The sequence below is a fragment of the Microbacterium azadirachtae genome (genome assembly GCF_000956505.1).
Classification (GTDB): Bacteria; Actinomycetota; Actinomycetes; order Actinomycetales; family Microbacteriaceae; genus Microbacterium; species Microbacterium azadirachtae_A.
Window position 1 is genome coordinate 1 of sequence record NZ_JYIX01000013.1, and the last position, 22,642, is coordinate 22,642.

Genomic DNA, 22,642 nt, shown 5'->3' on the forward strand with positions numbered 1-22,642 from the left:
GGTTGACGGGGCGGGCGGGGTGGTGTGACAATTACCGTGACCGGTCACAGCCGCCCAGGAAGCCCAGGGGTGGAGACCCGAGAGGATCCGAATGACCTCCTTCGCCTCGGAGATCGAGCAGGCGATCGCGACCGTCCGCGCCGACGTCGCCCGGCTGCACGCCGAGCTCGTCCGCTACGGACTCGTCGTCTGGACCGGCGGCAACGTGTCGGGCCGGGTGCGCGTCTCGGCGGAGGGCGACCGCGACCTCTTCGTCATCAAGCCCTCCGGCGTCGGCTACGACCACCTCGCCCCCGCGAACATGATCCTGTGCGACCTCGACGGAGCCGTGATCCCCGGCACTCCGGGCAGCGACCGCGCCCCGTCCAGCGACACCGCCGCGCACGCGTACGTCTACCGGAACATGCCCGAGGTCGGCGGCGTCGTGCACACGCACTCCGACTACGCCGTGGCCTGGGCGGCGCGCGGCGAGGAGATCCCCTGCGTGATCACCGCGATGGCCGACGAGTTCGGCGGACCGATCCCGGTCGGCCCGTTCGCCATCATCGGCGACGACTCGATCGGCCGGGGGATCGTTCAGACTCTGCGTGGGCACCGCAGCCGTGCGGTGCTCATGCAGAACCACGGCCCATTCACGATCGGCGTCGATGCCGCGGACGCGGTCAAGGCCGCCGTCATGGTCGAGGACGCGGCGCGCACGGTGCACCTCGCCCGCGAGGCGGGTCCGCTCATCCCGATCCCGCAGGAGGCGATCGACCGTCTCTACCAGCGGTACCAGAACGTGTACGGCCAGAGCGCGGACACCCGCCGATGATGCAGCGACGAAGCTCGGGGACCGCCCGCGACGACATCCTCACCGGGCGGACGAGCCTCGGCATCGAGCTCGGCTCCACCCGCATCAAGGCATGCCTGATCGGATCCGATCCGTCCCACGTGCTGGCGACCGGATCCGCGTCCTGGGAGAACCGCCTCGAGGACGGGTTCTGGACTTATGGGCTGGACGAGGTCTGGGGCGGTCTCCAGGAGGCCTATGCGGCGCTCGTCGCCGATGCGCACGATCGCTACGGGGTGCGCCCTGAGACGTTCGGCGCCCTCGGGATCTCCGCGATGATGCACGGCTACCTCGCCTTCGACGCGGCGGGCGAGCTGCTCGTGCCGTTCCGCACCTGGCGCAACACGAACACCACCGTCGCCGCGGCCGAGCTCACCGAGCTGTTCGGCGTGAACATCCCGCTGCGCTGGTCGATCGCGCACCTGCACCAGGCCGTCATCGACGGCGAGGAGCACGTGCCGCGGATCGCGGGCGTGAACACCCTGGCCGGGTATGTGCACGAGAAGCTCACCGGCCGGCGAGTCCTCGGCGTCGGCGATGCCTCGGGCATGTTCCCGATCGATTCCGCGACCGGCGACTACGACGCGGCACGGGTCGCGGCCTACGACGGGCTCGTCGCGGGCCGGCTGCCGTCTCCGCTGACGGACCTGCTCCCGGCGGTGCTCCCGGCGGGAGCGGCGGCGGGCGCGCTCACCGCTGCGGGCGCACGGCTGCTGGACCCGTCCGGGGCGCTCGGGGCCGGGATCCTGCTCTGCCCGCCGGAGGGAGACGCGGGCACCGGCATGGTCGCCACGAACGCGGTCGCCCCTCGCACCGGAAACGTCAGCGCCGGCACGAGCATCTTCGCGATGGTCGTGCTCGAGCGGCCGCTCGCCGGCGTGCATCGCGAGATCGACCTCGTCACCACGCCCTCCGGCGACTCCGTCGCGATGGTGCACTGCAACAACGGCGCGAGCGAGCTGGCCGCCTGGGCCGGGCTGTTCACCCGCTTCGCCGCGGCGGTCGGTGCGCCCGTCGGCGACGACACCGCGTTCGAGGCTCTCTTCCGCGAGGCGCTCTCCGGTGAGGCCGACGCGGGTGGCCTGCTCGCGTACAACCACCTCGCCGGAGAGCCCATCGCGGGGCTCACCGAGGGGAGGCCGTTGCTCGTGCGTGCACCGGACAGCGACTTCACGCTCGCGAACCTCATGCGCTCCCAGCTCTACGGAGTGTTCGGCACGCTCGCGCTCGGCATGCAGACGCTCACCGGCGAGGGCGTGGAACTCGACCGCATGTACGCGCACGGCGGCCTGTTCCGCACGGCGGGCGTCGCCCAGCGTTTCCTCGCGGCAGCGTTGGGTGCGCCGGTCGCCGTGGGCGAGGCGGCTTCCGAAGGGGGAGCGTGGGGGATCGCGGTGCTCGCCTCCTACCTCGCGCACGCGGGCGACGTGAGTCTCGGGGAGTACCTCGATCGATCCGTGTTCGCGTCGGCCGCCCTCATCGTCGCGGATCCGGATCCCGCCGATGTCGCGGGCTTCGCGGCCTACCTCCATCGCTACCGGGCCGGTCTCACGATCGAGGCCGCTGCCGTCGCCGCCCTCTGAACCCGACCGGACTCGCATCCCTGCGATCGCGGATCCACCCGACCACTGCTCCGAACGGAAGACTCCGATGACCCGCACCCCGCTCACCACCTCGCTCGACGACTACGAGGTCTGGTTCCTCACCGGCAGCCAGCATCTGTACGGTCCTGAGACGCTCGCGCAGGTCGCCGAGCAGTCGCGACAGATCGCCCGGACCCTCGACGAAGCGGGCGACGTGCCGGTGAGGATCGTGTGGAAGCCCGTGCTCACCGACGCGGCGGCGATCAAGCGCACCGCGCTCGAGGCCAACGCCGACGACCGGGTCATCGCTCTGGTCGCCTGGATGCACACGTTCAGTCCGGCGAAGATGTGGATCGCGGGCCTCGACGCCCTGCAGAAGCCGCTCGCGCACCTGCACACGCAGGCGAACGTGGAACTGCCCTGGGCCGACATCGACTTCGACTTCATGAACCTGAACCAGGCCGCGCACGGCGACCGCGAGTTCGGCTACATCCAGACCCGGCTCGGGGTGCCGCGCAAGACGATCGTGGGCCACGCCTCCGACCCGCGCGTGCAGCGCGAGCTGGGCACCTGGCAGCGTGCCGCGGCGGGCTTGGCCGCGTCGCGCGATCTCAAGCTCGCGCGGTTCGGCGACAACATGCGCTTCGTCGCGGTGACCGAGGGAGACAAGACCGAGGCCGAGCTGCGCTTCGGCGTGCAGGTGAACACCTGGGGGGTGAACGAGCTCGCTGATGCCGTCGAGGCCGTGAACGAGGCCGACGTCGACGCCCTCGTCGCCGAGTACGAGGAGCTCTACGAGGTCGTCCCCGAGCTGCGGCGCGGTGGCGAGCGGCACCAGTCCCTGCGCGATGGCGCGGCCATCGAGCTGGGCCTGCGCTCCTTCCTCGAGGAGGGAGGCTTCGGCGCCTTCACCACCTCGTTCGAGGATCTCGGCACGCTGAAGCAGCTCCCCGGCCTGGCCGTGCAGCGCCTCATGGCGGAGGGTTACGGCTTCGGTGCAGAGGGCGACTGGAAGACCGCGATTCTCGTGCGCATCGCGAACGTCATGGGGGCGGGGCTGCCGGGAGGTGCGAGCCTCATGGAGGACTACACCTACGACATGACCCCGGGTGATGAGCTCATCCTCGGGGCGCACATGCTCGAGGTCTCTCCGTCGCTCACCACGCAGAAGCCCACGCTCGAGATCCACCCGCTCGGGATCGGCGGCAAGGACGATCCGGTGCGCCTGGTCTTCACCGCGGATCCCGGATCCGCCGTCGTCGTCGCGCTCAGCGACATGCGCGACCGGTTCCGCCTCACCGCGAACGTCGTCGAGAATGTCGCCCCGCGCGCGGCGCTGCCGAAGCTGCCCGTCGGCCGCGCCGTGTGGAAGCCGCAGCCCGATTTCACGACGTCGGCCGCGGCCTGGCTGACGGCCGGCGCCGCACACCACACCGTGATGTCGACCGCCGTGGGCATCGAGGCGTTCCGCGACTTCGCCGAGATGGCGGAGGTCGAGCTCCTCGTGATCGATGAGGGCACCGCCCTGCCGGAGTTCCAGAAGCAGGTGCGCTGGAACCAGGCGTACTACCGCCTCGCCCAGGGGCTGTGACGGTGACGGATCGAGTCGTCGCTCCGGCCGCGGCGCGGCGGTCCGGGCGTCAACTCCGGATCGCCGCGCACGGCTACGAGGCCGATGTCGCCTCGGTCGGGGCGACGCTGCGCGCGCTGAGGTTCGAGGGGCGTGATCTCGTGGTGCCGTTCGACGCCGACGAACTGCGTCCGAACTCTCGCGGGGCGACGCTCGCGCCGTGGCCGAACCGCATCGTCGACGGGCGTTACACCTTCGGCGGCGTCGAGCAGCGGCTTCCGCTCACCGAGCCGGAGCGCGGACATGCCCTGCACGGGCTCGTCGCCTGGACCGAGTTCGCCGACCGGATCGCGGAACCGGATCGCGTCGTGCTCGCCGCGACCATCGAGCCGCAGGCGGGCTACCCGTTCCGTGTCGAGGTCGAGGTGGAGTACCGGCTGGGCGCCGACGGCCTCACGCAGGTCGTGACCGGGCGCAACCTCGGTGCCGAGCCGGCGCCGTGGGGGACGGGCCCGCATCCGTACCTGGCGGCGGGACCGGGCGACATGTCGACCAGCGCGCCGCCGGTCGACAGCTGGACCCTGCGCTTGCCGGCCTCCGCCGTGCTCACGGTGACCCCGGATCGGCTCAGTCCTGTCGCACTCGAACCCGTCGATGCGCACCCCGAATGGGACTTCCGCACGCCGCGGCGGATCGGTGCGACCTTCATCGATCACGCGTTCACCTCCCTCGCGCGAAGCGGGGGCGTCGCAACGGTCGAGGTCCGCGCCGGAGACGGCCGCGGCGTCGCGCTCGCCTGGGATGCGGCGTGCCCCTGGGTGCAGATCCACACGGCGGACACCCCCGCGGATCCCTCGACGCATCGGATCGGGCTCGCGGTCGAACCGATGACGTGCGCGCCCGACGCCTTCAACTCGGGTGCCGGTCTCGTGGTTCTCGAACCGGATGCGGAGCACGTCGCGTCGTGGCGCGTCCTGGCGCTGCCCGGGGCGGTGCATCGATGATCAGACGGGCTCCGCACCATCTGCGCGGTCGCCAGCGCGTTGTGCAGGGTTGTGAGCTCGCGCATGCCGCCTCTGGTTGTCAGAGGGGCCCCAGAGCCGTCGTCGGCGTCGTCGCCCAGGCTGCGAGCAGCTGGAGGCGTTCCGCGGTGGGGGAGGCGGGTTCGGCGACGTAGACCGAGAGGACGAGGGAGGGCGCGGAGTCGAGCGTGAGCTCCTCGAAGCCGAGCGTGAGGGGGCCGACGTCGCGGTGATTCAGCGTCTTCGTGCCGGTCCGGTGCACACCGACATCGTGCGCGGCCCAGCGGGTGCGGAAGCTCGTGCTGCGAGTGCTGAGCTCGCCGATGAGCTGCGTGAGCCTTGCATCGTGCGGCGTGGCGCCGGCTTGAGCCCGGAGGATGCGCACGCAGGTGTCAGCAGCGTCGTCGAGGTCTTCATAGAACGATTCGGCTGCGGGATCGAGGAATACGAACGCCGCGAGGTTCGGCGCGGTTGCGGCAGACTTCCGGGTGGGGCTGGCGTAGGCGATGTCGAAGAGGGCTCGGCCGAGGCTGTTCGCGGCGATGATGTCCAGGCGTCTGGTCAGCGCGATCACCGGAGACGATCCCATCGCATCCATGAGCAGCTGGACCTGCGGCGCCACCGTCGTCGTCCCGTTCGAGCGTCGTCGTGGGTGCGTGGGGCGCCGTGCGGTGCGGGCGAGGTCGTACAGATAGGCGTTCTCGTCGTCCGTGAGCTGCAGGGTCCGTGCGATCGCATCGAGGATCTCGTCGGAGACGCCGGTGAGGTCACCCTTCTCGATCCGTGTGTAGTAGTCCACCGAGACCCCGGCGAGCGTCGCGACCTCCTCGCGGCGGAGGCCGGGAACGCGACGCACCCCGCCTCCTCGTGGGATCCCTGCCATCTCCGGGGTGATCCTCGCGCGGCGGGTCGCGAGGAAGTCGCGCACGCTTTCGTTCTTCGGGGCCATCCGACCAGGGTAGGCGGGCTCACCGGAGGGATCCAGGTTCCCTGAGGACCCGGAGAAACGGGCGCGGATGACGCCGGGAGGGGGGTTCTGACGCAACCTTCCGGGCAGCTGCGAGCCGACTCAGGATGGTGATGTCCGACGCGGACGACGACTCGTCGAAAGCGAGCAGACACCATCACGTCCGTGCGACGCCTCAAAGGAGCACCATGAGCGAGAGCATCAAGATCGAGACCAAGAACGGGTACGGCACCACGATCGCCGCCGTCATCAACTTCCCGGAGGGCTTCGACGCGTCGAAGACCCACCCGGCGATCATCGTCTCCCACCCGGGCGGCGGCGTGAAGGAGCAGGCCGCAGGGCTGTATGCGGGCAAGCTCGCCGAGCAGGGCTTCATCACCGTCGCCTACGACGCGTCGTTCCAGGGCGAGAGCACGGGGACCCCGCGGCAGCTGGAGAATCCCCACATCCGCACGGAGGACGTCAGCGCCGTGGTCGACTACCTGACCACCCTCGACTACGTCGACGACGACCGTATCGGCGCGATGGGCATCTGCGCCGGTGCGGGATACACCGCGAACGCCGCGATCGACGACCCGCGGATCAAAGCCGTCGGCACGGTGAGCCTGGTGAACATCGGTCAGATGTTCCGCAACGGCTGGACGGGCGAGGTCGCGGACGCGGACGCCGCGCCGGTCCTCGCGATGGGCGCCGACGCGCGCACGAGCGACGCCCAGGGCGGGGACAACCCGTTCCCGCTGGCCCCGCTCAACGAGGCGGATGCCCCGAACGAGGAGCTGCGTCAGGCCTGGGAGTATTACCACACGCCGCGGTGCGAGCACCCGAACGCTCCCGGATTCATGACCACGCGCAGCCTGTCGCAGATCATCGCCTACGACGCGTTCCACAAGGCTGAGGCGTTCTTCACCCAGCCGCTGCTCGTCATCGCGGGCAGCGAGGCCGGGTCGAAGTGGATGAGCGACGACCTGTTCGCGCGGGTTGCGAGCGAGGACAAGTCCTTCCACATCGTCGAGGGCGCGAACCACATGGAGCTCTACGACGGGGAGAGAGAGGTCGCTGAGGCCGTCAGCAAGCTCGGCCCCTTCTTCGCCGACAAGCTCTGACACCACTCGGTCCGGTGCCGCCTACGCTGAGAGCGCTGGGCGGCACCGGTCACGGCAATCGAAAGGAACACGCATGGCTGACTGGACACAGGACGAGCTGGACCGCATCAACGAGCAGACCTACTTCACCGTCGGGGCCACGCTTCCCGATGGCACGACCCCCAAGACCGTGGACATCTGGTCCGTCCCTGTCGGGAACCGGATCTTCATCCGCTCGTACAACGGCGCCCAGGGCAAGTGGTACGGCCCCGCTCTCGAGAGCGGCCGCGGGCGGATCTCCGCCGGCGGCGTCGAAAAGGCCGTCCGCTTCGTGCCCGTGGCGCCGGACGACGAGACGACCAACAAGGCCGTCGACGCCTCTTACCTGCAGAAGTATGCAGACAGCTCGTATTCGGTGACCATGTCGACCGATCCGGTGCGACGCAACACTCTCGAGGTCATTCCGGAAAGCTGAGATCAGCCGCTCACCGGGAGTCGCCGTCGCGACTCCCGGTGAGCGGCCCGAGGAAGGCGCATCATGACACCTGAATCCCGTTTTCGGCTCATTCCGATGCGGCCGCGCGATCCTGGAGAGAGCGGGCGTGCGGCCTCCACCCTGGAGCTGTTCTTCGATCTCGTCTTCGTCGTCGCCGTCAGCATCGCGGCGGTGTCGCTGCACCATGCGCTGACCGAAGGGCATGTCCTCGACGGGATCCTGAACTACGCCATCGTGTTCTTCGGGATCTGGTGGGCGTGGATGAACTTCACCTGGTTCGCGACCTCTTTCGACACCGACGACTGGCTCTACCGGGTCCTCACGATCGTGCAGATGGGCGGCGTGCTGGTCCTCGCCTCCGGCATCGAACCGGCATTCCAGGACCACGACTTCTCGGTGCTGATCCTCGCCTACGTCGTCATGCGTCTCGCTCTGGTCGCGCAGTGGCTGCGTGCGTCGCGCTCCGCGGGCAGCGCGCGAAAGGCCACGCTCATCTACGCGGGTGGCATCGCGCTGGTGCAGGCGCTCTGGCTTCTCTCCCTGCTGCTGCCGGAATCGGCGTTCACGGTCGCGCTCGTCGTGCTGATCCTCGCGGAGGTGGCGGTGCCGATCGTCGCCGAACGCACCGGATCCACCCCCTGGCATCCGCACCACATCACCGAACGGTACGGCCTGTTCACCCTGATCGTGCTCGGCGAGAGTCTGCTCGCCTCCGCGAACGCGATCATCGGAGCGCTGCACGCCAGCCACGATCTGGGGCCTTTGATCTCCATCGCCGCGCTGACGCTGATCAGCACGGCCGCGTTGTGGTGGATCTACTTCTGGCCGCCCCACCACCTCGCGATCGGCAGCCTCTCCCGCTCCCTCGCGTACGGGTACGGACACTATTTCATCTTCGCCGCCGCCGGCGCGCTGTCTGCGGGCATCGAGGTCGAGATCGACGTCCTCACCCACCACAGCGAGCTCCGTCAGCCCTGGGCCTCGTTCGCCTACACGATCCCCATCGCCGTCTTCGTGCTCGGGATCTGGGCGCTCGCGATCAGGCCCCACGCCGGCCGCATTGTCAACATCGTCCTGCCCGCGGCCGGGGTCTTCGTCTTCATCGACCCCCTCATCCCTGTCCCCTTCGCGCTCACCACCGTGATCCTTGCCGGTGTCGTCGCCGTCCTCGTCTGGAGGCGACCCCTCGGTCAGGACGAGAGGACGCACTGAGCGCCCGATCCGTTCGCTCGTTCCGCTTCGCCCGGCTCACGGGGATACGTTCGTGGGGATGCCGCGGCCCAGAGAGCGCTGCGGCCTCCCCGCGGCGTCACCGGCCAGGAGCGAGCTGGGGGTAGACCGCCTCGAGCGGCGCGGACAGTCCCGCTCTGAGCTGCACCGAGGTGTCGTCGGCGAGGACTTCGTAGCCCCCGGCCTCGAGCGTGGCGAACACCTGATCGACGAGGTCGGCAGGATCGACCTTCGGTCCCTCGGCGCGGGCGGCCATCGCGGTGTCGACGTAGCCGACGTGCACTCCGACGACCTGCACGCCTGCGGGCTGCAGCTCCAGGCGCAGCGAGTTCGTCGCCGACCAGAGGGCGGCCTTGGTGGCGGAGTAGATGCCGGCCACGGCGTACCAGGAGAGCGCGGAGTGGATGTCGATGATCGCGGTGTTCCCGCCCACGGCCGACAGGACCGGCGCGAAGGCGCGGGCGAGGAACAGCGGGCCGAGGAAGTTGGTCTCCACGTTCGCGCGGATCTCCTCATCCGTGTGGCTGAGGATGCCCGGGGTCGCGGGGGAGGATCCGGCGTTGTTGATGAGCACGGTCACGTCGGAGGCATGCTCCACGGCCGCCCGGATGGACGACGGGTCGGTGACGTCGAGGGTGAGCGGGACGACGCGGTCGTCGTCCCATTCGCGGGGATTGCGGGCGGTGGCATAGACCTTGGCCGCGCCGCGCGCGAGGGCTTCACGCACGAAATGGCCGCCGATGCCACCGTTCGCGCCGGTGACGAGGACGACGGCGCCGTTGAGGGAAGTCATGGGACGGAGCTCCTTGAGGTGTGACGTTCTGAGGGGCGGAATGGGGTGGCCGGGGCGGGCGTCGGGTTCGCCGACCCCGGCCAGGTCGAGGGTCAGGCGGGTGTGAGGGTCGGGTAGTCGGTGTATCCGCGCGCACCGCCGGCATAGAGGGTCGCCGGGTCGAGGTCGTTGAGCGGGGCGCCAGTGCGCAGCCGCTCGACGATGTCCGGGTTCGCGAGAGCGAAGCGTCCGAGCGGGGCGATGTCGGCCAGCCCGTTGCCGATGTCGGCGGCGATGCCGTCGCGCTCGCGCCCGTACCGCACGACGAGGACCGCGGTGGGCCACACTTCGCGGAACGACGAGAGAAGCTCGTCGTCACCGAGGTGGTGCACGTGCAGGTAGACGAGGTCCAGCTTCGCGAGCTCGCCCACGAGGTAGCGGTACTGCGCGCGCACGGCCTCCGTGTCGCCCTCGTCGAGGCCGCCGAGCGGGAACGCCGGAGAGATGCGAATGCCGGTGCGGTCCGCGCCGATCTCGTCCGCGATCGCGCGCGCGACCTCGATGACGAACCTGGCACGGTTCTCGATCGTCCCGCCGTACTCGTCGCTGCGCTGGTTGGCGTTGGGGGCGAGGAACTGGTGCAGCAGATACCCGTTGGCGGCGTGGATCTCCACCCCGTCCGCGCCGGCGGCGATCGCGGAGGCGGCGGCGTGGCGGAACTCGCCGATCACGTCCTGGATCTCGGCGACGGAGAGCTCTCGAGGGACCGGTGTCTTCTTCGGCCCCTCGGCGGTGAACATGTCCTGCTCGGCGGAGATCGCGGACGGCGCGACCGGCTGGCGGTGATGCGGGGTGTTGTCCGGGTGGGAGAGGCGGCCGACATGCATGAGCTGGATGAACAGATGCCCGCCGTTCTCGTGCACGGCGTCTGCGACCTTGCCCCAGCCGGCGACGTGCTCGGGGGTGTAGATCCCGGGGGTGGTCAGATAGCCCTGACCGTCCGCGGACGGTTGCGTGCCCTCTGAGATCACCAGTCCCAGCGAGGCCCGCTGGCCGTAGTACTCCGCGACGAGGTCCCCTGGAGTGCCGTCGGGGTTCGCGCGGTTGCGGGTCATGGGTGCGAGCGCGAGACGGTGCTCGAGCTCGAGTCGGCCCAGGGTGAGCGGCTGCCACAGGGATGGAGAGGTCATATCAGTGCACTTCCTTTGCGACGAACGAGACGTCACCGACGGTGGCGGGACCGGGCGGTCCTGCACCGGCGTGGGAGAATGAGCGCGGCACATCCGAACCCACACGACAGTGACTAAACTCAGAACTGAGGCTAGTCACCGTTTATTCCTGGAGGACACAGATGTCAGTCGCGCCCCCTCCGCTCGGACGACGCGAGCGGAACAAGCAGGCCAAGCTCGAGCGCATCACCGCCGCCGCCAGCGCCCTGTTCGCCGAGCATGGGGTGGACGATGTCACCACTCAGCAGATCGCCGATGCGGCCGACATCGGCACCGGCACGCTGTTCCTCTACGCCAAGACCAAGGGCGAGCTGCTGCTGCTGGTTCAGAACGCGCACTACGCCACCGCTCTGGAACGTGGACGCGCGGCGGCGGCCGAGAAGTCCACGGCGCTGGACGCCGTCGTGGCCCTCGTGGCGCCGATCGTCGCGTGCAACCGGGTCCACGTCGACAACGGCCGCACCTACCTGCGGGAGATGGCCTTCGGCAACCCGACCGAGCCTCATCACGCCGAAGCCCTCGCCATCGTCGCCCAGACCGAGGACGCGACCGCCGATGTCCTCGCCCAGCGCACCGGGCTCGCCCGGACGGAGGCCGTGACGCTGGCGCACGTGATCTCCGCGATCCTGTTCCTGACGATGGCATCCAGCGAGTACGTCGACTGTGACGTCGAGGGAATCGTGGCCGCCGTCCGTGCGCAGATCGCGGCGATCCTTCCTCGCTGACCCGGACGGCGCCGTCGACGGTCAGTTCTCGTACTGCCGGAGGATCTGACCGTTCTTCACGTAGGTGAGGGCTTCGGTCACGTCGTACGCGTGGATCGCGGCCACATGCGGGGCGAGCAGGGTCGTGAGCGCGGCGGCGTGGTCGGCGTAGAACGCGTCGCGGCTCGCGTCGTCAGCGAAGCCGAGGACGACCGAGGCGTGCAGGTGCTGATCCGCCGGGTTGTCGTGGGCGACGTTCGGGGTGTCCCAGGTCTTCTCGTTCCACGGCAGGAACACCTGCGTGCGCAACTCGGTGAGGATTCCGGTGGCGATGAGCGCGGGGGTGAGTTCCTTCTTGAGGAAGGTGTGGAACGCGATGGTGCCCTCGTCCTTGCCGCGGCGCAGGTAGAGGACGGTTCGCGATCCGGGCTTCTCGCCCGGGGCGACGTCGTACCAGCGGGAGGTGCCGGGAGGGCCCGCGTGCAGGAGCGTGCGGCGGAAGATGTTGACCTCGTCCTCGAATGCCAGCGCGGTCTGCTTCCGCCCGGAGAGGGGTGAGAGCGCGTTGTCGAAGGTGACTTCCGCGATTCCGTCGATGCGCCGGTCCCCGGGGATGACCGTTTCGATCCCGGGGGTCGCGGGCCAGCGGCCGGGGTTGTGCTCGTCGAGGTGGATCTGCCGGTACTCGAACAGGCCGGGGGTGGCGGCGATGATGCCCGAGTGCGGGCCTTTCCACCGGTCCATGCTCTCCTGGCGGGGTTTGTCGGTGCGCACCCACAGCAGGATCGACGAGGTGAAGTGCTTCGAGATGTTCGGCTTGGCGCCGGTGGTGTTGTTCATGGGGACTCCTTGGTGAGGCGGCTGCGGGCCGTCAGTTGCTGAGGAACGTGGCGGCGACGGGGGCGAACTTCTCCCAGTACTGGAAGACGCCGCCGTGTCCGGAGTGGGGATAGATGATCAGCTGCGACCCGGCGATGCGCCGATGCAGGTCCTCGGAGAGGACGGAGGGGACCATGCGATCGTTGTCGCCGTTGGCGATCAGGGTCGGCTGGGTGATGACGGACAGATCCGAGGGGGTGGAGCGGCCGAAGCGCTGGATGGCCTTGAGCTGACGGCTGAACCCCTTGTTGTTCATCGGCCGGTCGCGGTCGACGGTGCGCTCCTTGAGACGCTCCACGAACGCCTTGCCCGCCTTCTTGCCCGCGGAGTCTCGGTTGAAGAAGAGGAACTCCTTCGGGTCGGAGCGGGTGATGACCGACCGGAAGATGTCGCCGTACGTCACGCCCACGACCTTGTCGATGCCCTTCCCGCCGCGCGGTCCGGTGCCCGTGAGCACGAGCTTGCGCACCAGGCCGGGGTGCGTGACGACGAGATCCTGGGCGATCATGCCGCCCATGGAGAACGAGAAGATGTCGATCTTGGCGAAGCCGAGCCCCTGCGTGATGAACCGGTACGCGTCGTCGGCGGCTTCCTCGAGAGTGTCGGGCACCTGCCCGGAAGAGGCGCCGACGCCGAGCTGGTCGAACGTGATCACGCGACGGTTCTTCGCGATCGCGTCCACGATGTGCGGATCCCAGTTGTCCAAGGTCGCGGCGAGGTGGACGAAGAAGACCACGGGGATCTCTTCTCTCGGTCCGAGCTCGCGGTAGGCGAAGGTGCTCCCGCCCACGGTGACGGTCTTCGCCGGCGCCTTCGCGTAGGAGGTGATGACGGGTTCGGCGGTGCTGCTGGTACTCATGAGAGGCTCCTGGATCGGTGGGATTGACGGAAGGGGTGGGATGGTGCGCAGGGCGAGAGGGTCATGCGCGCGGGCTTGATGCGTCGATGACCGCTTTGCCGCGGATGCTGCTCGTCCCGAGGGATCTCAGCGCCTGCGCGGTCTGGTCGAAGGGGAAGGTGGCGCCGACGACGGGCCGGATGATGCCGGCATCCACGAGTCGGGCGATCTGTCGCAGCTGGTCGCCGGAGGCGCGCACGAGCAGGAACTCATAGTTCACACCAAGCTTGTCCGCCGCGGCGCGGACCTTGCGGCTCAGCGCCGCGATCGCCAGCCGCAGGAGCGGGTTCAGGCCTGCGGCCTTCGCGAACGCGGGAGTCGGAGGCCCGGAGATCCCCACGACCTTGCCGCCGCGACGCAGGACGCGCAGTGATCTGAGGACGCTCTCCCCGCCGAGAGGATCCAGGACGACGTCATAGCCGGAGAGCTCTGCCTCGAAGTCCTGCGTGCGATAGTCGATGACCACGTCCGCGCCGAGCTCGCGGACGAAGTCCGCATCCTTCGCCGAAACGGTCGTCGCCACGGTGGCGCCGAGGTGCTTGGCGAGCTGAATCGCGATCGTTCCGACGCCGCCGGCTCCGGCGTGGATGAGCACCTTCTGCCCGGGCTGCACGTCGGCCTCTTCCACGAGCGCCTGCCATGCGGTGAGCGCCACCAGCGGCAGTGAGCCCGCCGCCACGCTACTGATCGAGGTGGGAGCCAGAGCGACGTCGGCCTGATCGACCGCGATGCGTTCCGCGAACGTTCCGATGCGGAAGTCCCTGGGACGCGCATACACCCGGTCGCCCGTGCTGAAGCCTGTGGCGTTCCTTCCGACGCGGAGGACGGTGCCGGCCAGGTCGTGCCCGAGCGTGACGGGCGGCCGATAGGGGAGGAGCGCCTTGAACTCGCCCGAACGGAGTCGCTCGTCGAGGTGGTTCAGGCCGGCGGCGTCCACCCGGATCAGGACGTCGTGGTCGCCGACGGCGGGTTCGGGGATATCGGCCTCGTGCACCGGCTGCTTGTACCGGTCGAAGACGAACGCTCGCATGATGGTCCTCTCTCGCTCTCTTGCTCTCTCGCTAACCCGAGTATGCTCAATTATGAGCACACTCATTCATCTTGTCAAGGGAGGTCGATATGGTGTCTCGCCCAGGCTCGACCGGGCGTCGGGAGCGGGCGAAGGAGGACAAGCGGCGCCGGATCATGGACGCCGCTCGCGCTCTGTTCGCCGAATGCGGCGTCGGGGGCGTCACCACCCAGCGGATCGCCGACCGCGCCGATGTCGCCATCGGGACGCTGTATCTGTATGCGTCGACGAAGGCGGAGTTGCTGATCCTGGTGCAGAACGAGAAGTTCGCGACCGCGATCGATGAGGGTCTCCGTGCGGCGGGCGCTGCGGTGCACGCAGGGGGCGGTGCTGTCGCGTCGGTGCTCGCACTGGTGGAACCCGTTGTGGCATGTCTTCGCGAGCAGCCGGAGAACGGCCGCGCCTACCTCCAGGAAATCGTCTTCGGCGACCCCGTCGGACCCCACTGCCGCGACGGGCTGGCCCTCGCGCTGCGCCTGGAGAGCGGCATCGCCGACATCCTCGCCCGCGATGCCGGGAACGTCCCCGGTGAGGCCGCCATCCTCGCCCGGGTGATCACCGCGGTCATCCACGTCTCGACCACCGCGACCCTGCACCTGCAGGACGGTCTCCCCGAGGTCCTCGACGACATCCGCCGGCAGGTAGGCGCCGTTCTGCGATCACCGTCTTGACACTCGGATCCGGCCGTCGTAATCTACAACCAAATGGTTGTACGAAATGAACTGAGCGATGAACAGACAGACCGTGTGTTCCAGGCCCTCGCGGCGAGCACGCGACGCGACATCCTGCGCCGCACGATCGCCCGCGAGCAGTCCGTGTCCGAACTCGCCCGCGACTACGACATGTCGTTCGCGGCGGTGCAGAAGCACGTCGCCGTGCTCGAGGCGGCCGAGCTCATCGTCAAGCGCGCCGAGGGACGCGAGCGGCTGGTCCGCGCGAATCCCGAAATGATCACGCGCGCTCGGGTGCTGCTGGCCCGCTACGAAGACCTGTGGCGGAGCCGTATCTCCCGCCTCGACGACCTGCTCGCCGAGGACTCCGGCACCGACGCCGAACCTGACTCCGATTCCGATCCAGGATCCGCGCCACGCGGATCCACCGACTGACCGACACAGAAGGAGGGTGACATGCCTGTCACCGACGTGACCACCGATCCCGAGAACCTGACGCTGACGATCCTCGCCGACTTCGCCGCCCCGGTGGAGCGGGTGTGGACCGCGTACTCCGACCCGCGCCAGCTCGAGCGCTTCTGGGGCCCTCCGGGGTGGCCTGCGACCTTCACGGCGTTCGACCACACGGTCGGCGGCATCGCGCAGTACCGGCTGGACGGCCCGCGCGGTGAGAAGTCGTCCGGGCGGTGGGAGTTCACCCGGATCGAGGCGCCGACCCTGTTCGAGGTGCTCGACTCGTTCGTTGACAACGCCGGCGAGCCCATCGCCGAGTTTCCGGCGATGCGGATGACGCTGGAGTTCTCGCCGACCGCCGAGGGCACGCGCATGGTCGGCACCAGCCATTTCGAGTCGGCCGAGGCGCTCGAGCAGGTCGTCGCGATGGGCGTGATCGAGGGCACGAAGATGGCGATGAGCCAGCTCGACACCGTGCTGCAGGATCTGCGCGACTACGCCCAGGGCAAGGGCACCCGCATCGAACTGCTCGACGACACCCACGTGCGCATCACGCGGCTGGTCGAGGGGCCGCGCGACCTCGTCTGGCGTGCGCACTACGAGCCGCAGCTCATGCGGCAGTGGCTGCTCGGACCCGACGGGTGGGAGATGACGGAGTGCACGGTCGCGACCGAACCGGGTCAGACCTACCGCAGCTCCTGGGCCCCGGTCGGGGACACCCCGGGCCAGGCGTTCGGGTTCGAGGGCGAGGCGTTGCTCGTCTCCGCTCCGCGTCGCGCCGTCACCACCGAGAAGATGCAGGGCACCGACGGCCCGGTCACGCTGAACGACCTCAACCTCTACGAGGAGGACGGGGCGACGCTGATCACCCTCCTCGTCGAGTACCCCGACCTCGCGACCCGCGACATGATCCTCGCCACGGGCATGGTCGACGGCATGGAGGCCTCGTACGCCCGCATGGAGGACCTGGTCCTGGCCTGACGGGCATTCGCCGCAGGAGATCCTGGTCGCCCCTCCTTCCTCGGGAGCGGATCCGGCCGGGATCTCCTGCGTTGCGCGCGCCCGGCGGCGGGGCCTCGGCGTTGCGCACGCTCGGGCGGGCGGACCGCCCGGGCGTGGGAGGGGTCCGCGAGGCGGTACCTTCAAGGAGTGTCCGCGGTCGTGGTGAAGGTCCTCATCGTGCTGGCCGTCCTGATCCTCGTGGCGGCAGCCGTGTCGAGGATGCGCGGGCGGCGTTCGGTGGGGCCCGTGCGGCAGCGCATGCCGGTTTTCGTCCCGCTCGTGGGTGCCCTGTTCGTGGCCGTCGGCGGCCTCATGGGGCTGGCCTCCTTCACGGAGAACAACGCCGGAGGCATGCTGTGGCCGCTGCGGATCGCGTCGGTCGCGGTCGCTCTCGCCGGCGTGGGCTTCCTCCTGATGTATCGCAACTTCTACGTCGAGCCGCGGGTGGACGAGATCGCGTTCCGCACGGTGTGGGGGCGCGAGGCCGTCATCGCGTACGCCGACATCACAGACTTCTCGGTGCGGGCATCCGGCGGGCAGTTCCGGCTCACCGTGCGGGGTTCGTCTGGTCCGCGGCTGCGCCTGAATCCGCGCCTGTTCGACATCTCGCCGCTGCTGCGCGCGAACGAGTTCCGCCAGCACAACGGACGCTGGCCCCTCCGAGGCGAGATGCACGGCGGAGCAGGCGCCGCCCGCTGAGGTCCCCCCTCCGCAGCCCTCTCCATTGTCGGGTCGTCCCCGTCAGCGGACCCCATGGCGTCCGCTGACGGGGACGACTCGATGAGTGGGGTCCTGCGGGCGGGCGCGGCGCGGCGGCGTTGTGCGGAGCGGGCGGGGTGAAGTGTCGGCGGGGCGTGGTTCGATGACGGCATGGACACCTCTCGCGGGCTGCGTGATGAGACGCAGACGGTGTGGGCGACGGCGCTCTGTCTCGCCCTCGGCACGGCGGCCGGCCTCGTCGCGCTGCTGGGCCCTCCCCGGGCGTTGACCGGACCAGGATCGCTGAGTCAGCCGGTCGCGGTGATCGCCGGGATCGTCGCGGCGGCCGCCTTCGTCGTCAGCACGGTGCAGCACCGCCGCGGCGAGACGGATCAGATGCCACCGTGGCAGACGGCCATCTCGCATGCGTCGGCGGTCGCGCTGACCGTGGCCTTCGCGGCGGTGACCGCGTTCGGGGTGCTGCTGGGCGGGCTCGTCTTCGGCGCGGGGCTCCACGACTTCACGACGCCGGCCCTGGGCGGCGCGCTCGTCGCCGGGGTGGCGTCGGCGATCGGCGGCCGCTTCGCCTACACGGCGGGCATGGGTATCCGCACGCGGGATCTCGCGACGCTGCTGTTCGGCTTCCTCACGATCGGGACGCTTTTCGCGATGGCGACCGCGGCGGATCCACTCTGGTGGCAGCAGAACTTCTCGCAGCTCGGCCTCGGCGCCCGTGGCTGGGCGTTCAACGGCACGCTCATCGTGGCGGGGCTGCTGTTCGCGACGGTCGGCGCCTACATCGGCCGCGACCTGCACCGGTTGCGCGGTGACCGCGCCCTGCGCGGGATCGCCGTGGTGGTCGCCCTCTGGGGCGCCACCGGGCTCGCGCTGGCCGTCGTGGGCTTCGTGCCGATCGAGCTCAACCGGGTCGTGCACTGGATCGCGGCGATCGGAACGCTCGTGCTGTTCGCGCTCGCGGCGGCGATGTCGACGAAGGCGCTGCCCGGTCCGCCGCGCGCGCTGCTGGTCGCCACGATCGGACTCGGCGTCCTGCTGGTGGCGGCTGTGCTGCTGCACATTCCGGTCCGGCTGTACTCTTCGACCGGACTCGAGGCGATCGCCGTCGGGCTGGGCCTGGTGTGGATGACGACGTTCGTCCGCGTGCTCGCCGTGCTGGTGCCGGATGCTCCGCGGGTGTCGGCCAGGGCCACGCTCTGGCGCGGGTGAGGCGGATCCGCATCACGAACGGTGAGGAACCAGATCCTGCGCGAGACACCACGTCAGGGCCGGTGTCTCGTGCAGGATCTGGTTCCTCGCGGATCCCCCCCCCGCGCGCGACGGGCCCGGTACGCGAGATCGGGCGCACAATGGACGCATGGGCATGTTCACGCAGAAGCCGGAGGAGAAGGCCACCTGGGCGGCGTTGCCCGGAGAGCCGCTGGACGAGGACGAGGCGATCGACCTGCCGGAGGCGCCCGTCGCGGATCCGCTGGCACTGGGGCTGGGCGCGCCCGCCTCCGGGACGACCGTCGCGATCCCGATGCCGCCCGAGCCGGAGTCCTGAGCGCCGGCTTCCCGGATGCTCAGCCGCGCAGGGATCCGAAGAACGCGCGGATGTCGTCCATGAGCAGCTCCGGCTCCTCCATGGCTGCGAAGTGCCCGCCGCGGTCCTCGACGTCCGTCCACCGCACGATGCGGTGATGCTGCTTCTCGGCGAACCGCAGGCCGATGTCGTGTGCGAACGCGATCACCGCGGTCGGCACGCCGGAACTCGGCTTCGGCGCCTCCCATGCCGTGTTCAGCGCGTAGACGAGGGCCGCGGACGACCCGCCGCTCGCCGTGAACCAGTACAACGACGCATTGTCGAACACGAAGCGCTCGCCGAGGACGTCCACGGCATCCCGCTCGGCGGGGTGCGTCCATGCCTGGAGCTTGTCGTAGATCCACGCGAACTGGGCGACCGGGCTGTCGGCGGTCATCGCGCCGATGAGGCCGGGCCGGGTGCCCTGGATCGCGATGTAGCCGAACTCGCGCTGCATGAACTCCGCGACGCGACGCAGCCGGTCCTGCTCGAGAGGCGTGAGCCTGGCCGCGGTCTCCTCGTCGATCTCACCGAGGAAGGATCCGCCGAGCGAGCCGTTGACGTGCACGCCGATCACGCGTTCCGGGGCGAGGTGTGCCAGCTCAGGCGCCACCGCCGCGCCGTGGTCGCCGCCCTGCACCGCGAAGCGGTCGTAGCCGAGACGGGACATGAGCTCCAGGAACGCGCGCGCGGTCCGCTCGATGGTCCAGCCCGCGTCCTCCAGCGGGGTCGAGAACCCGAACCCGGGGTGCGAGGGGATGATCACGTCGAAGGCGTCGGCCGCGTCGCCGCCGTGCGCGACCGGATCCGTCAACGGTCCGATGAGTCCCTCGAACTCCAGGAAGGATCCGGGCCAGCCGTGCATGAGCAGGATCGGGGTCGCACCGGGATGCGGGGAGCGCACGTGCACCGCGTGGATCGTCTGGCCGTCGATGCGGGTGACGATCTGCGGGAGCGCATTGAGGCGCTCCTCGGTAGCCCGCCAGTCATGGCGCCACCATCGCGCGACGAGGTCCTGCAGCACCGCCACGGGCACGCCGTCGCGCCAGCCGTCGCCCGGCAGCGGCTCGGGGAAGCGCGCGGTGCGGAGCCGGGAACGGAGGTCATCGACGGCGCTCTCGGAGATCTCGACGCGGAAGGGTCGGACGGCGGTTTCGTTCGTGTCTGCGTTCATGACTTCAGGTTCTCGCTCACAACGGTCACAATATGACCGGAAAGGCAAGAAGGCTGAGACCATGACCCGAACGACCGGACGCACCCTCGCTCTCCTCTCGCTCCTGCAGATCCGCCGCGAGTGGAGCGGCGCCGAGCTGCGCGAGCGGCTGGAGGTGAGCGATCGCACCCTGCGGCGCGACATCGAGGATCTCCGCGAGCTCGGGTACGGCATCGACGCGACCCGTGGGCGGCACGGCGGGTACCGCCTGGGGCCGGGCGCCAGTGTGCCGCCGCTGGCGCTGTCTGACGACGAGTCGATCGCGATCGCCGTGGGGCTGCGCGCCGCCGCGAACGGCGTCGTCACCGGGATGGAGGAGGCCGCGGGCCGCGCGCTCGCGAAGCTCGAGCAGTCCCTGTCCTCCGCGGCGCGCAGCCGCATCTCCGAGGTCGAGCGGGCACTGGTGCCACTGGACCCGTCGGCCGATGCGGAGGGCGCCGTGGATCCCGGCATCGTGGCGGCCATCGCCACCGCGATCGACGTCCGCCAGCGCCTCCGCGTCGACTACACCCGCCACGATGGCACCGACGTGCAGCGGATCGTCGAGCCGCACCGCATCGTGCACACCGTGCGGCGCTGGTACCTCGTCGCGCGGGATCCGGAGCGGGACGCGTGGCGCACGCTTCGGATCGACCGGATCCGGCGGCCGATGATGCTGCGGGAGGGCTTCCCGGTCCGGGAGATCCCGGAGGAGGCGCTGCGGGAGTTCACGGCCCACAGCATCACGACCGCGCCCTACCGCTATCGCGCGCGGGTGCGCATGCACGCCTCCGCGACCCAGGTGCGCCGGCACTTCGACGCCACGGTCGCGGTCGTGACCGAGGAAGGGGCGGAGACGTGCATCCTCGTCGCGGGATCCCGCGCGCCCGAGGAGTTCGCGCTCTACCTCGGAGCCTCGGGGATCCGCTTCGAGGTACTGGAGGGCGATGAGGTGCGCGCGGCGCTGCGCACGGTCGCGGCGCGGTTGGCGGAGTCCGCCGGCTGAGGCTTCCGGCTGAGCTCGCGCTCAGTGCGCAGGCGTGTCGTCGCCGGCGTCGCCCGCGTCGGGGATGTGCACGCGGGCTCCGTTGCGGTCGAAGAGGCTGAGGATCTCTGCGGGTGCGCCGCCCGTGGCCCCGAACCAGTGCGGAGTGCGGGTGTCGAGGTCCGCGACCTCGCCCTGGCCGAGCACGAGATCCCTCTTGCCGACGATGAGGCGGATCCGCCCGCTCAGGACGTAGATCCACTCGGATCCGTCATGCGTCCGCAGAACGCCGGGATCCTGCTCGACGGGCATCACGACCTTCCACGCCTGCACGCCGCCGGGGTTGCGGCTCAGCGGGATCACGATGCGCCCGTTGCGCTGCCGCGGGCGCAGCTGCACGCGCGGATCCCCGAACTCGGGCGCGCCGACGAGGTCGTCCAGGCTCATCCCGTATGCGCGGGCGAGGGGGAAGAGCAGTTCGAAACTGGGTCGGCGCAGGCCGCTCTCCAGCCGCGAGACGGTGCTGGTGGACGTGCCGGCGAGTGCTGCGACCTCGGCGAGGGTGAGGTCGCGGCTCGTGCGGATCCGCTGCAGGCGGGGTCCGATCCCGTCCAGCGCGGCCGCGAGATCTGCGTTCGTGTTCACAGGACCAGAACACCAGGATCTTGCAGTTTTCGCAAGTAAGATTGCCAAATCGTCAGGGCGCCTGAGAGCCTGTGCTCATGACCCGAGAACTGTTCGACACCGCGATCGTCGGAGGCGGAGCCGCGGGGCTGAGCGCCGCGCTCGTCCTCGCCCGCTCCCGCCGTTCCGTCGTGCTCCTCGACGCCGGCGCACCGCGCAACGCCCCCGCCGCGCACATGCACGGCTTCCTCTCGCGAGACGGCTTCCCGCCCTCGCGTCTTCTGGAGATCGGGCGTGAGGAGATCGCCTCCTACGGCGCGCGCCTGGTTCCGCATTCCGTGACGTCGGTGACGGGTGACGCCGGGGACGGGTTCGTGCTCACGACCGATGAGGGGGTCGAGATCGCCGCCCGTCGGATCATCCTCGCGACCGGTGTCGAAGACGTGCTTCCCGACATCCCCGGAGCTCGCGAGGCCTGGGGACGATTCCTCCTGCACTGCCCCTACTGCCACGGCTACGAGGTGGGGGACGGATCCCTGGCCGTCTTCGGCGGCGTTCCCGGCGCCGTGAGGCACGCGCTCCTCCTCCGGCAGTGGTCGTCCGATCTGACCTATTTCGCGAACGGGAGCGCGATCGCGGAGGAGGACGCGCGTCTGCTCGGCGCGAGAGGCATCCGGGTGAACGACGGACGGATCGCGGAACTGCTCCTCGACGGGGAGAGCTTCCGCGGAGTGAGGCTCGAGAGCGGGGACGTGGTCCCCGTCGATGCCGTGTTCCTCCGGCCGGAGTCCCGCCCGCGCACCGAGCTCGTCGCGGCTCTCGGCGGCGTCGTCGACGGCGCGGGCTTCGCGCACCTCGATGCCTCGGGACGCACCTCGGTGCCCGGAGTCTGGGTCACGGGCAACCTCGTGGATCCCCGCGGACAGGTGATCACCGCCGCCGGCCACGCCAACGCGGTCGCGATGGACGTCAACGCCGACCTCGTCGACGACGACGTCCGCGTCGAACTCCTCGAAACCCGCTGAGCAGAGACCGAACAGAGAGATGAACACCACATGAAGCGCACAGCCGCCTCCACCGTCCCCGCCGCCCCTGCGGCCC

The 22,642-nt window shown here is 69.8% G+C and carries 24 protein-coding genes; 16 read left to right on the top strand and 8 right to left on the bottom strand.

Features of this window, described 5'->3' with window-relative positions; genetic code table 11:
- Nucleotides 1–91: 91 nt before the first annotated feature.
- The 4 genes from RS86_RS00475 (at nt 92) to RS86_RS00490 (ending at nt 4,989) form a co-directional block, all read left to right on the top strand.
- Nucleotides 92–814, top strand: a complete 723-nt coding sequence (locus RS86_RS00475; protein WP_045270242.1) for an L-ribulose-5-phosphate 4-epimerase — start codon at nt 92–94, stop codon at nt 812–814.
- Entirely contained in the window at nt 811–2,415 is a 1,605-nt protein-coding gene (locus RS86_RS00480) for a xylulokinase (protein ID WP_045270243.1), read from the top strand. Before RS86_RS00475 ends, RS86_RS00480 begins: the two co-directional genes overlap by 4 nt.
- 67 nt (nt 2,416–2,482) lie before the next feature.
- Nucleotides 2,483–4,006: an L-arabinose isomerase gene (araA, locus tag RS86_RS00485; RefSeq protein WP_045270244.1), complete on the top strand. Its 1,524-nt coding sequence runs from the start codon at nt 2,483–2,485 to the stop codon at nt 4,004–4,006.
- A 2-nt stretch (nt 4,007–4,008) separates the two neighbouring features.
- Nucleotides 4,009–4,989 (top strand): aldose 1-epimerase family protein, encoded by a 981-nt coding sequence (locus tag RS86_RS00490; RefSeq protein ID WP_052679987.1) that lies wholly within the window; start codon nt 4,009–4,011, stop codon nt 4,987–4,989.
- 79 nt (nt 4,990–5,068) lie between these two features.
- Here RS86_RS00490 and RS86_RS00495 read toward each other — a convergent pair whose 3' ends face one another.
- Nucleotides 5,069–5,956, bottom strand: coding sequence for a helix-turn-helix domain-containing protein (locus RS86_RS00495; RefSeq protein ID WP_045270245.1), 888 nt, complete (start codon nt 5,954–5,956; stop codon nt 5,069–5,071).
- A 206-nt stretch (nt 5,957–6,162) separates the two neighbouring features.
- Here RS86_RS00495 and RS86_RS00500 point away from each other — a divergent pair, with 206 nt between their 5' ends.
- From RS86_RS00500 to RS86_RS00510, 3 genes are all read left to right on the top strand, one after another.
- Nucleotides 6,163–7,077 carry an alpha/beta hydrolase gene (locus RS86_RS00500; RefSeq protein ID WP_045270246.1) on the top strand — a complete coding sequence of 305 codons (915 nt, stop codon included), beginning with the start codon at nt 6,163–6,165 and terminating at the stop codon, nt 7,075–7,077.
- Nucleotides 7,078–7,150: 73 nt separating this feature from the next.
- Nucleotides 7,151–7,531: a DUF2255 family protein gene (locus RS86_RS00505; RefSeq protein ID WP_045270247.1), complete on the top strand. Its 381-nt coding sequence runs from the start codon at nt 7,151–7,153 to the stop codon at nt 7,529–7,531.
- 96 nt (nt 7,532–7,627) lie between these two features.
- On the top strand, nt 7,628–8,764 hold the full coding sequence (locus tag RS86_RS00510; protein ID WP_045270248.1) for a low temperature requirement protein A: 1,137 nt from the start codon (nt 7,628–7,630) through the stop codon (nt 8,762–8,764).
- Nucleotides 8,765–8,861: 97 nt separating this feature from the next.
- On the opposite strand, the gene RS86_RS00515 is transcribed toward RS86_RS00510, so the two are convergent.
- Together RS86_RS00515 and RS86_RS00520 are read right to left on the bottom strand one after the other, a co-directional pair.
- Complete coding sequence (locus RS86_RS00515; RefSeq protein WP_045270249.1) at nt 8,862–9,575, bottom strand: SDR family oxidoreductase; 714 nt, start codon at nt 9,573–9,575, stop codon at nt 8,862–8,864.
- Between the two features lie 92 nt (nt 9,576–9,667).
- Entirely contained in the window at nt 9,668–10,744 is a 1,077-nt protein-coding gene (locus RS86_RS00520; protein WP_045270250.1) for an alkene reductase, read from the bottom strand.
- Nucleotides 10,745–10,905: 161 nt separating this feature from the next.
- Here RS86_RS00520 and RS86_RS00525 point away from each other — a divergent pair, with 161 nt between their 5' ends.
- Nucleotides 10,906–11,508, top strand: coding sequence for a TetR/AcrR family transcriptional regulator (locus RS86_RS00525; protein ID WP_045270251.1), 603 nt, complete (start codon nt 10,906–10,908; stop codon nt 11,506–11,508).
- A 21-nt stretch (nt 11,509–11,529) separates the two neighbouring features.
- Here RS86_RS00525 and RS86_RS00530 read toward each other — a convergent pair whose 3' ends face one another.
- The 3 genes from RS86_RS00530 to RS86_RS00540 form a co-directional block, all read right to left on the bottom strand.
- Nucleotides 11,530–12,327 carry a strictosidine synthase gene (locus tag RS86_RS00530; protein ID WP_082076455.1) on the bottom strand — a complete coding sequence of 266 codons (798 nt, stop codon included), beginning with the start codon at nt 12,325–12,327 and terminating at the stop codon, nt 11,530–11,532.
- A 31-nt stretch (nt 12,328–12,358) separates the two neighbouring features.
- Nucleotides 12,359–13,225 (bottom strand): alpha/beta fold hydrolase, encoded by an 867-nt coding sequence (locus RS86_RS00535; RefSeq protein ID WP_045270252.1) that lies wholly within the window; start codon nt 13,223–13,225, stop codon nt 12,359–12,361.
- A gap of 61 nt (nt 13,226–13,286) precedes the next feature.
- Nucleotides 13,287–14,294: an NADP-dependent oxidoreductase gene (locus tag RS86_RS00540; RefSeq protein WP_045270253.1), complete on the bottom strand. Its 1,008-nt coding sequence runs from the start codon at nt 14,292–14,294 to the stop codon at nt 13,287–13,289.
- An 89-nt stretch (nt 14,295–14,383) separates the two neighbouring features.
- Here RS86_RS00540 and RS86_RS00545 point away from each other — a divergent pair, with 89 nt between their 5' ends.
- The 6 genes from RS86_RS00545 to RS86_RS00570 all read left to right on the top strand — a co-directional run bounded on the left by RS86_RS00545 (nt 14,384) and on the right by RS86_RS00570 (nt 18,722).
- Complete coding sequence (locus tag RS86_RS00545) at nt 14,384–15,004, top strand: TetR/AcrR family transcriptional regulator (RefSeq protein WP_045270254.1); 621 nt, start codon at nt 14,384–14,386, stop codon at nt 15,002–15,004.
- 33 nt (nt 15,005–15,037) lie between these two features.
- A complete protein-coding gene (locus tag RS86_RS00550) occupies nt 15,038–15,439 on the top strand; it encodes an ArsR/SmtB family transcription factor (protein ID WP_045270255.1) in 402 nt (133 codons plus the stop codon).
- A 21-nt stretch (nt 15,440–15,460) separates the two neighbouring features.
- On the top strand, nt 15,461–16,438 hold the full coding sequence (locus tag RS86_RS00555; protein WP_045270256.1) for an SRPBCC family protein: 978 nt from the start codon (nt 15,461–15,463) through the stop codon (nt 16,436–16,438).
- A 168-nt stretch (nt 16,439–16,606) separates the two neighbouring features.
- On the top strand, nt 16,607–17,158 hold the full coding sequence (locus tag RS86_RS00560; RefSeq protein WP_235281552.1) for a hypothetical protein: 552 nt from the start codon (nt 16,607–16,609) through the stop codon (nt 17,156–17,158).
- Between the two features lie 171 nt (nt 17,159–17,329).
- Nucleotides 17,330–18,385, top strand: coding sequence for a DUF998 domain-containing protein (locus RS86_RS00565; protein WP_045270257.1), 1,056 nt, complete (start codon nt 17,330–17,332; stop codon nt 18,383–18,385).
- A gap of 148 nt (nt 18,386–18,533) precedes the next feature.
- The gene (locus tag RS86_RS00570) at nt 18,534–18,722 is read left to right on the top strand and encodes a hypothetical protein (protein ID WP_045270258.1); all 189 of its coding nucleotides are present in this window, start codon (nt 18,534–18,536) and stop codon (nt 18,720–18,722) included.
- A 19-nt stretch (nt 18,723–18,741) separates the two neighbouring features.
- Here the strand turns inward: RS86_RS00570 and RS86_RS00575 are convergent, their stop codons facing one another.
- Nucleotides 18,742–19,914: an epoxide hydrolase family protein gene (locus RS86_RS00575; protein WP_045270259.1), complete on the bottom strand. Its 1,173-nt coding sequence runs from the start codon at nt 19,912–19,914 to the stop codon at nt 18,742–18,744.
- Between the two features lie 61 nt (nt 19,915–19,975).
- Between RS86_RS00575 and RS86_RS00580 the strand changes: the two genes are divergently transcribed.
- A complete protein-coding gene (locus RS86_RS00580; RefSeq protein ID WP_045270260.1) occupies nt 19,976–20,938 on the top strand; it encodes a helix-turn-helix transcriptional regulator in 963 nt (320 codons plus the stop codon).
- A gap of 21 nt (nt 20,939–20,959) precedes the next feature.
- Here RS86_RS00580 and RS86_RS00585 read toward each other — a convergent pair whose 3' ends face one another.
- Nucleotides 20,960–21,562 (bottom strand): helix-turn-helix domain-containing protein, encoded by a 603-nt coding sequence (locus RS86_RS00585; protein ID WP_045270261.1) that lies wholly within the window; start codon nt 21,560–21,562, stop codon nt 20,960–20,962.
- A 77-nt stretch (nt 21,563–21,639) separates the two neighbouring features.
- On the opposite strand from RS86_RS00585, the gene RS86_RS00590 reads away from it, so the two are divergent.
- Entirely contained in the window at nt 21,640–22,566 is a 927-nt protein-coding gene (locus RS86_RS00590; protein WP_045270265.1) for an NAD(P)/FAD-dependent oxidoreductase, read from the top strand.
- The last annotated feature ends 76 nt before the right edge of the window (nt 22,567–22,642 follow it).

What these genes read in the sequence shown, in the direction of transcription:
- RS86_RS00475 (WP_045270242.1), top strand. Translation starts at nt 92, where the DNA reads ATGACCTCCTTCGCCTCGGAGATCGAGCAGGCGATCGCGACCGTCCGC.
- RS86_RS00480 (WP_045270243.1), top strand. Translation starts at nt 811, where the DNA reads ATGATGCAGCGACGAAGCTCGGGGACCGCCCGCGACGACATCCTCACC.
- araA (WP_045270244.1), top strand. Translation starts at nt 2,483, where the DNA reads ATGACCCGCACCCCGCTCACCACCTCGCTCGACGACTACGAGGTCTGG.
- RS86_RS00495 (WP_045270245.1), bottom strand. Translation starts at nt 5,956, where the DNA reads ATGGCCCCGAAGAACGAAAGCGTGCGCGACTTCCTCGCGACCCGCCGC.
- RS86_RS00500 (WP_045270246.1), top strand. Translation starts at nt 6,163, where the DNA reads ATGAGCGAGAGCATCAAGATCGAGACCAAGAACGGGTACGGCACCACG.
- RS86_RS00505 (WP_045270247.1), top strand. Translation starts at nt 7,151, where the DNA reads ATGGCTGACTGGACACAGGACGAGCTGGACCGCATCAACGAGCAGACC.
- RS86_RS00510 (WP_045270248.1), top strand. Translation starts at nt 7,628, where the DNA reads ATGCGGCCGCGCGATCCTGGAGAGAGCGGGCGTGCGGCCTCCACCCTG.
- RS86_RS00515 (WP_045270249.1), bottom strand. Translation starts at nt 9,575, where the DNA reads ATGACTTCCCTCAACGGCGCCGTCGTCCTCGTCACCGGCGCGAACGGT.
- RS86_RS00520 (WP_045270250.1), bottom strand. Translation starts at nt 10,744, where the DNA reads ATGACCTCTCCATCCCTGTGGCAGCCGCTCACCCTGGGCCGACTCGAG.
- RS86_RS00525 (WP_045270251.1), top strand. Translation starts at nt 10,906, where the DNA reads ATGTCAGTCGCGCCCCCTCCGCTCGGACGACGCGAGCGGAACAAGCAG.
- RS86_RS00530 (WP_082076455.1), bottom strand. Translation starts at nt 12,327, where the DNA reads ATGAACAACACCACCGGCGCCAAGCCGAACATCTCGAAGCACTTCACC.
- RS86_RS00535 (WP_045270252.1), bottom strand. Translation starts at nt 13,225, where the DNA reads ATGAGTACCAGCAGCACCGCCGAACCCGTCATCACCTCCTACGCGAAG.
- RS86_RS00540 (WP_045270253.1), bottom strand. Translation starts at nt 14,294, where the DNA reads ATGCGAGCGTTCGTCTTCGACCGGTACAAGCAGCCGGTGCACGAGGCC.
- RS86_RS00545 (WP_045270254.1), top strand. Translation starts at nt 14,384, where the DNA reads ATGGTGTCTCGCCCAGGCTCGACCGGGCGTCGGGAGCGGGCGAAGGAG.
- RS86_RS00550 (WP_045270255.1), top strand. Translation starts at nt 15,038, where the DNA reads ATGGTTGTACGAAATGAACTGAGCGATGAACAGACAGACCGTGTGTTC.
- RS86_RS00555 (WP_045270256.1), top strand. Translation starts at nt 15,461, where the DNA reads ATGCCTGTCACCGACGTGACCACCGATCCCGAGAACCTGACGCTGACG.
- RS86_RS00565 (WP_045270257.1), top strand. Translation starts at nt 17,330, where the DNA reads ATGGACACCTCTCGCGGGCTGCGTGATGAGACGCAGACGGTGTGGGCG.
- RS86_RS00570 (WP_045270258.1), top strand. Translation starts at nt 18,534, where the DNA reads ATGGGCATGTTCACGCAGAAGCCGGAGGAGAAGGCCACCTGGGCGGCG.
- RS86_RS00575 (WP_045270259.1), bottom strand. Translation starts at nt 19,914, where the DNA reads ATGAACGCAGACACGAACGAAACCGCCGTCCGACCCTTCCGCGTCGAG.
- RS86_RS00580 (WP_045270260.1), top strand. Translation starts at nt 19,976, where the DNA reads ATGACCCGAACGACCGGACGCACCCTCGCTCTCCTCTCGCTCCTGCAG.
- RS86_RS00590 (WP_045270265.1), top strand. Translation starts at nt 21,640, where the DNA reads ATGACCCGAGAACTGTTCGACACCGCGATCGTCGGAGGCGGAGCCGCG.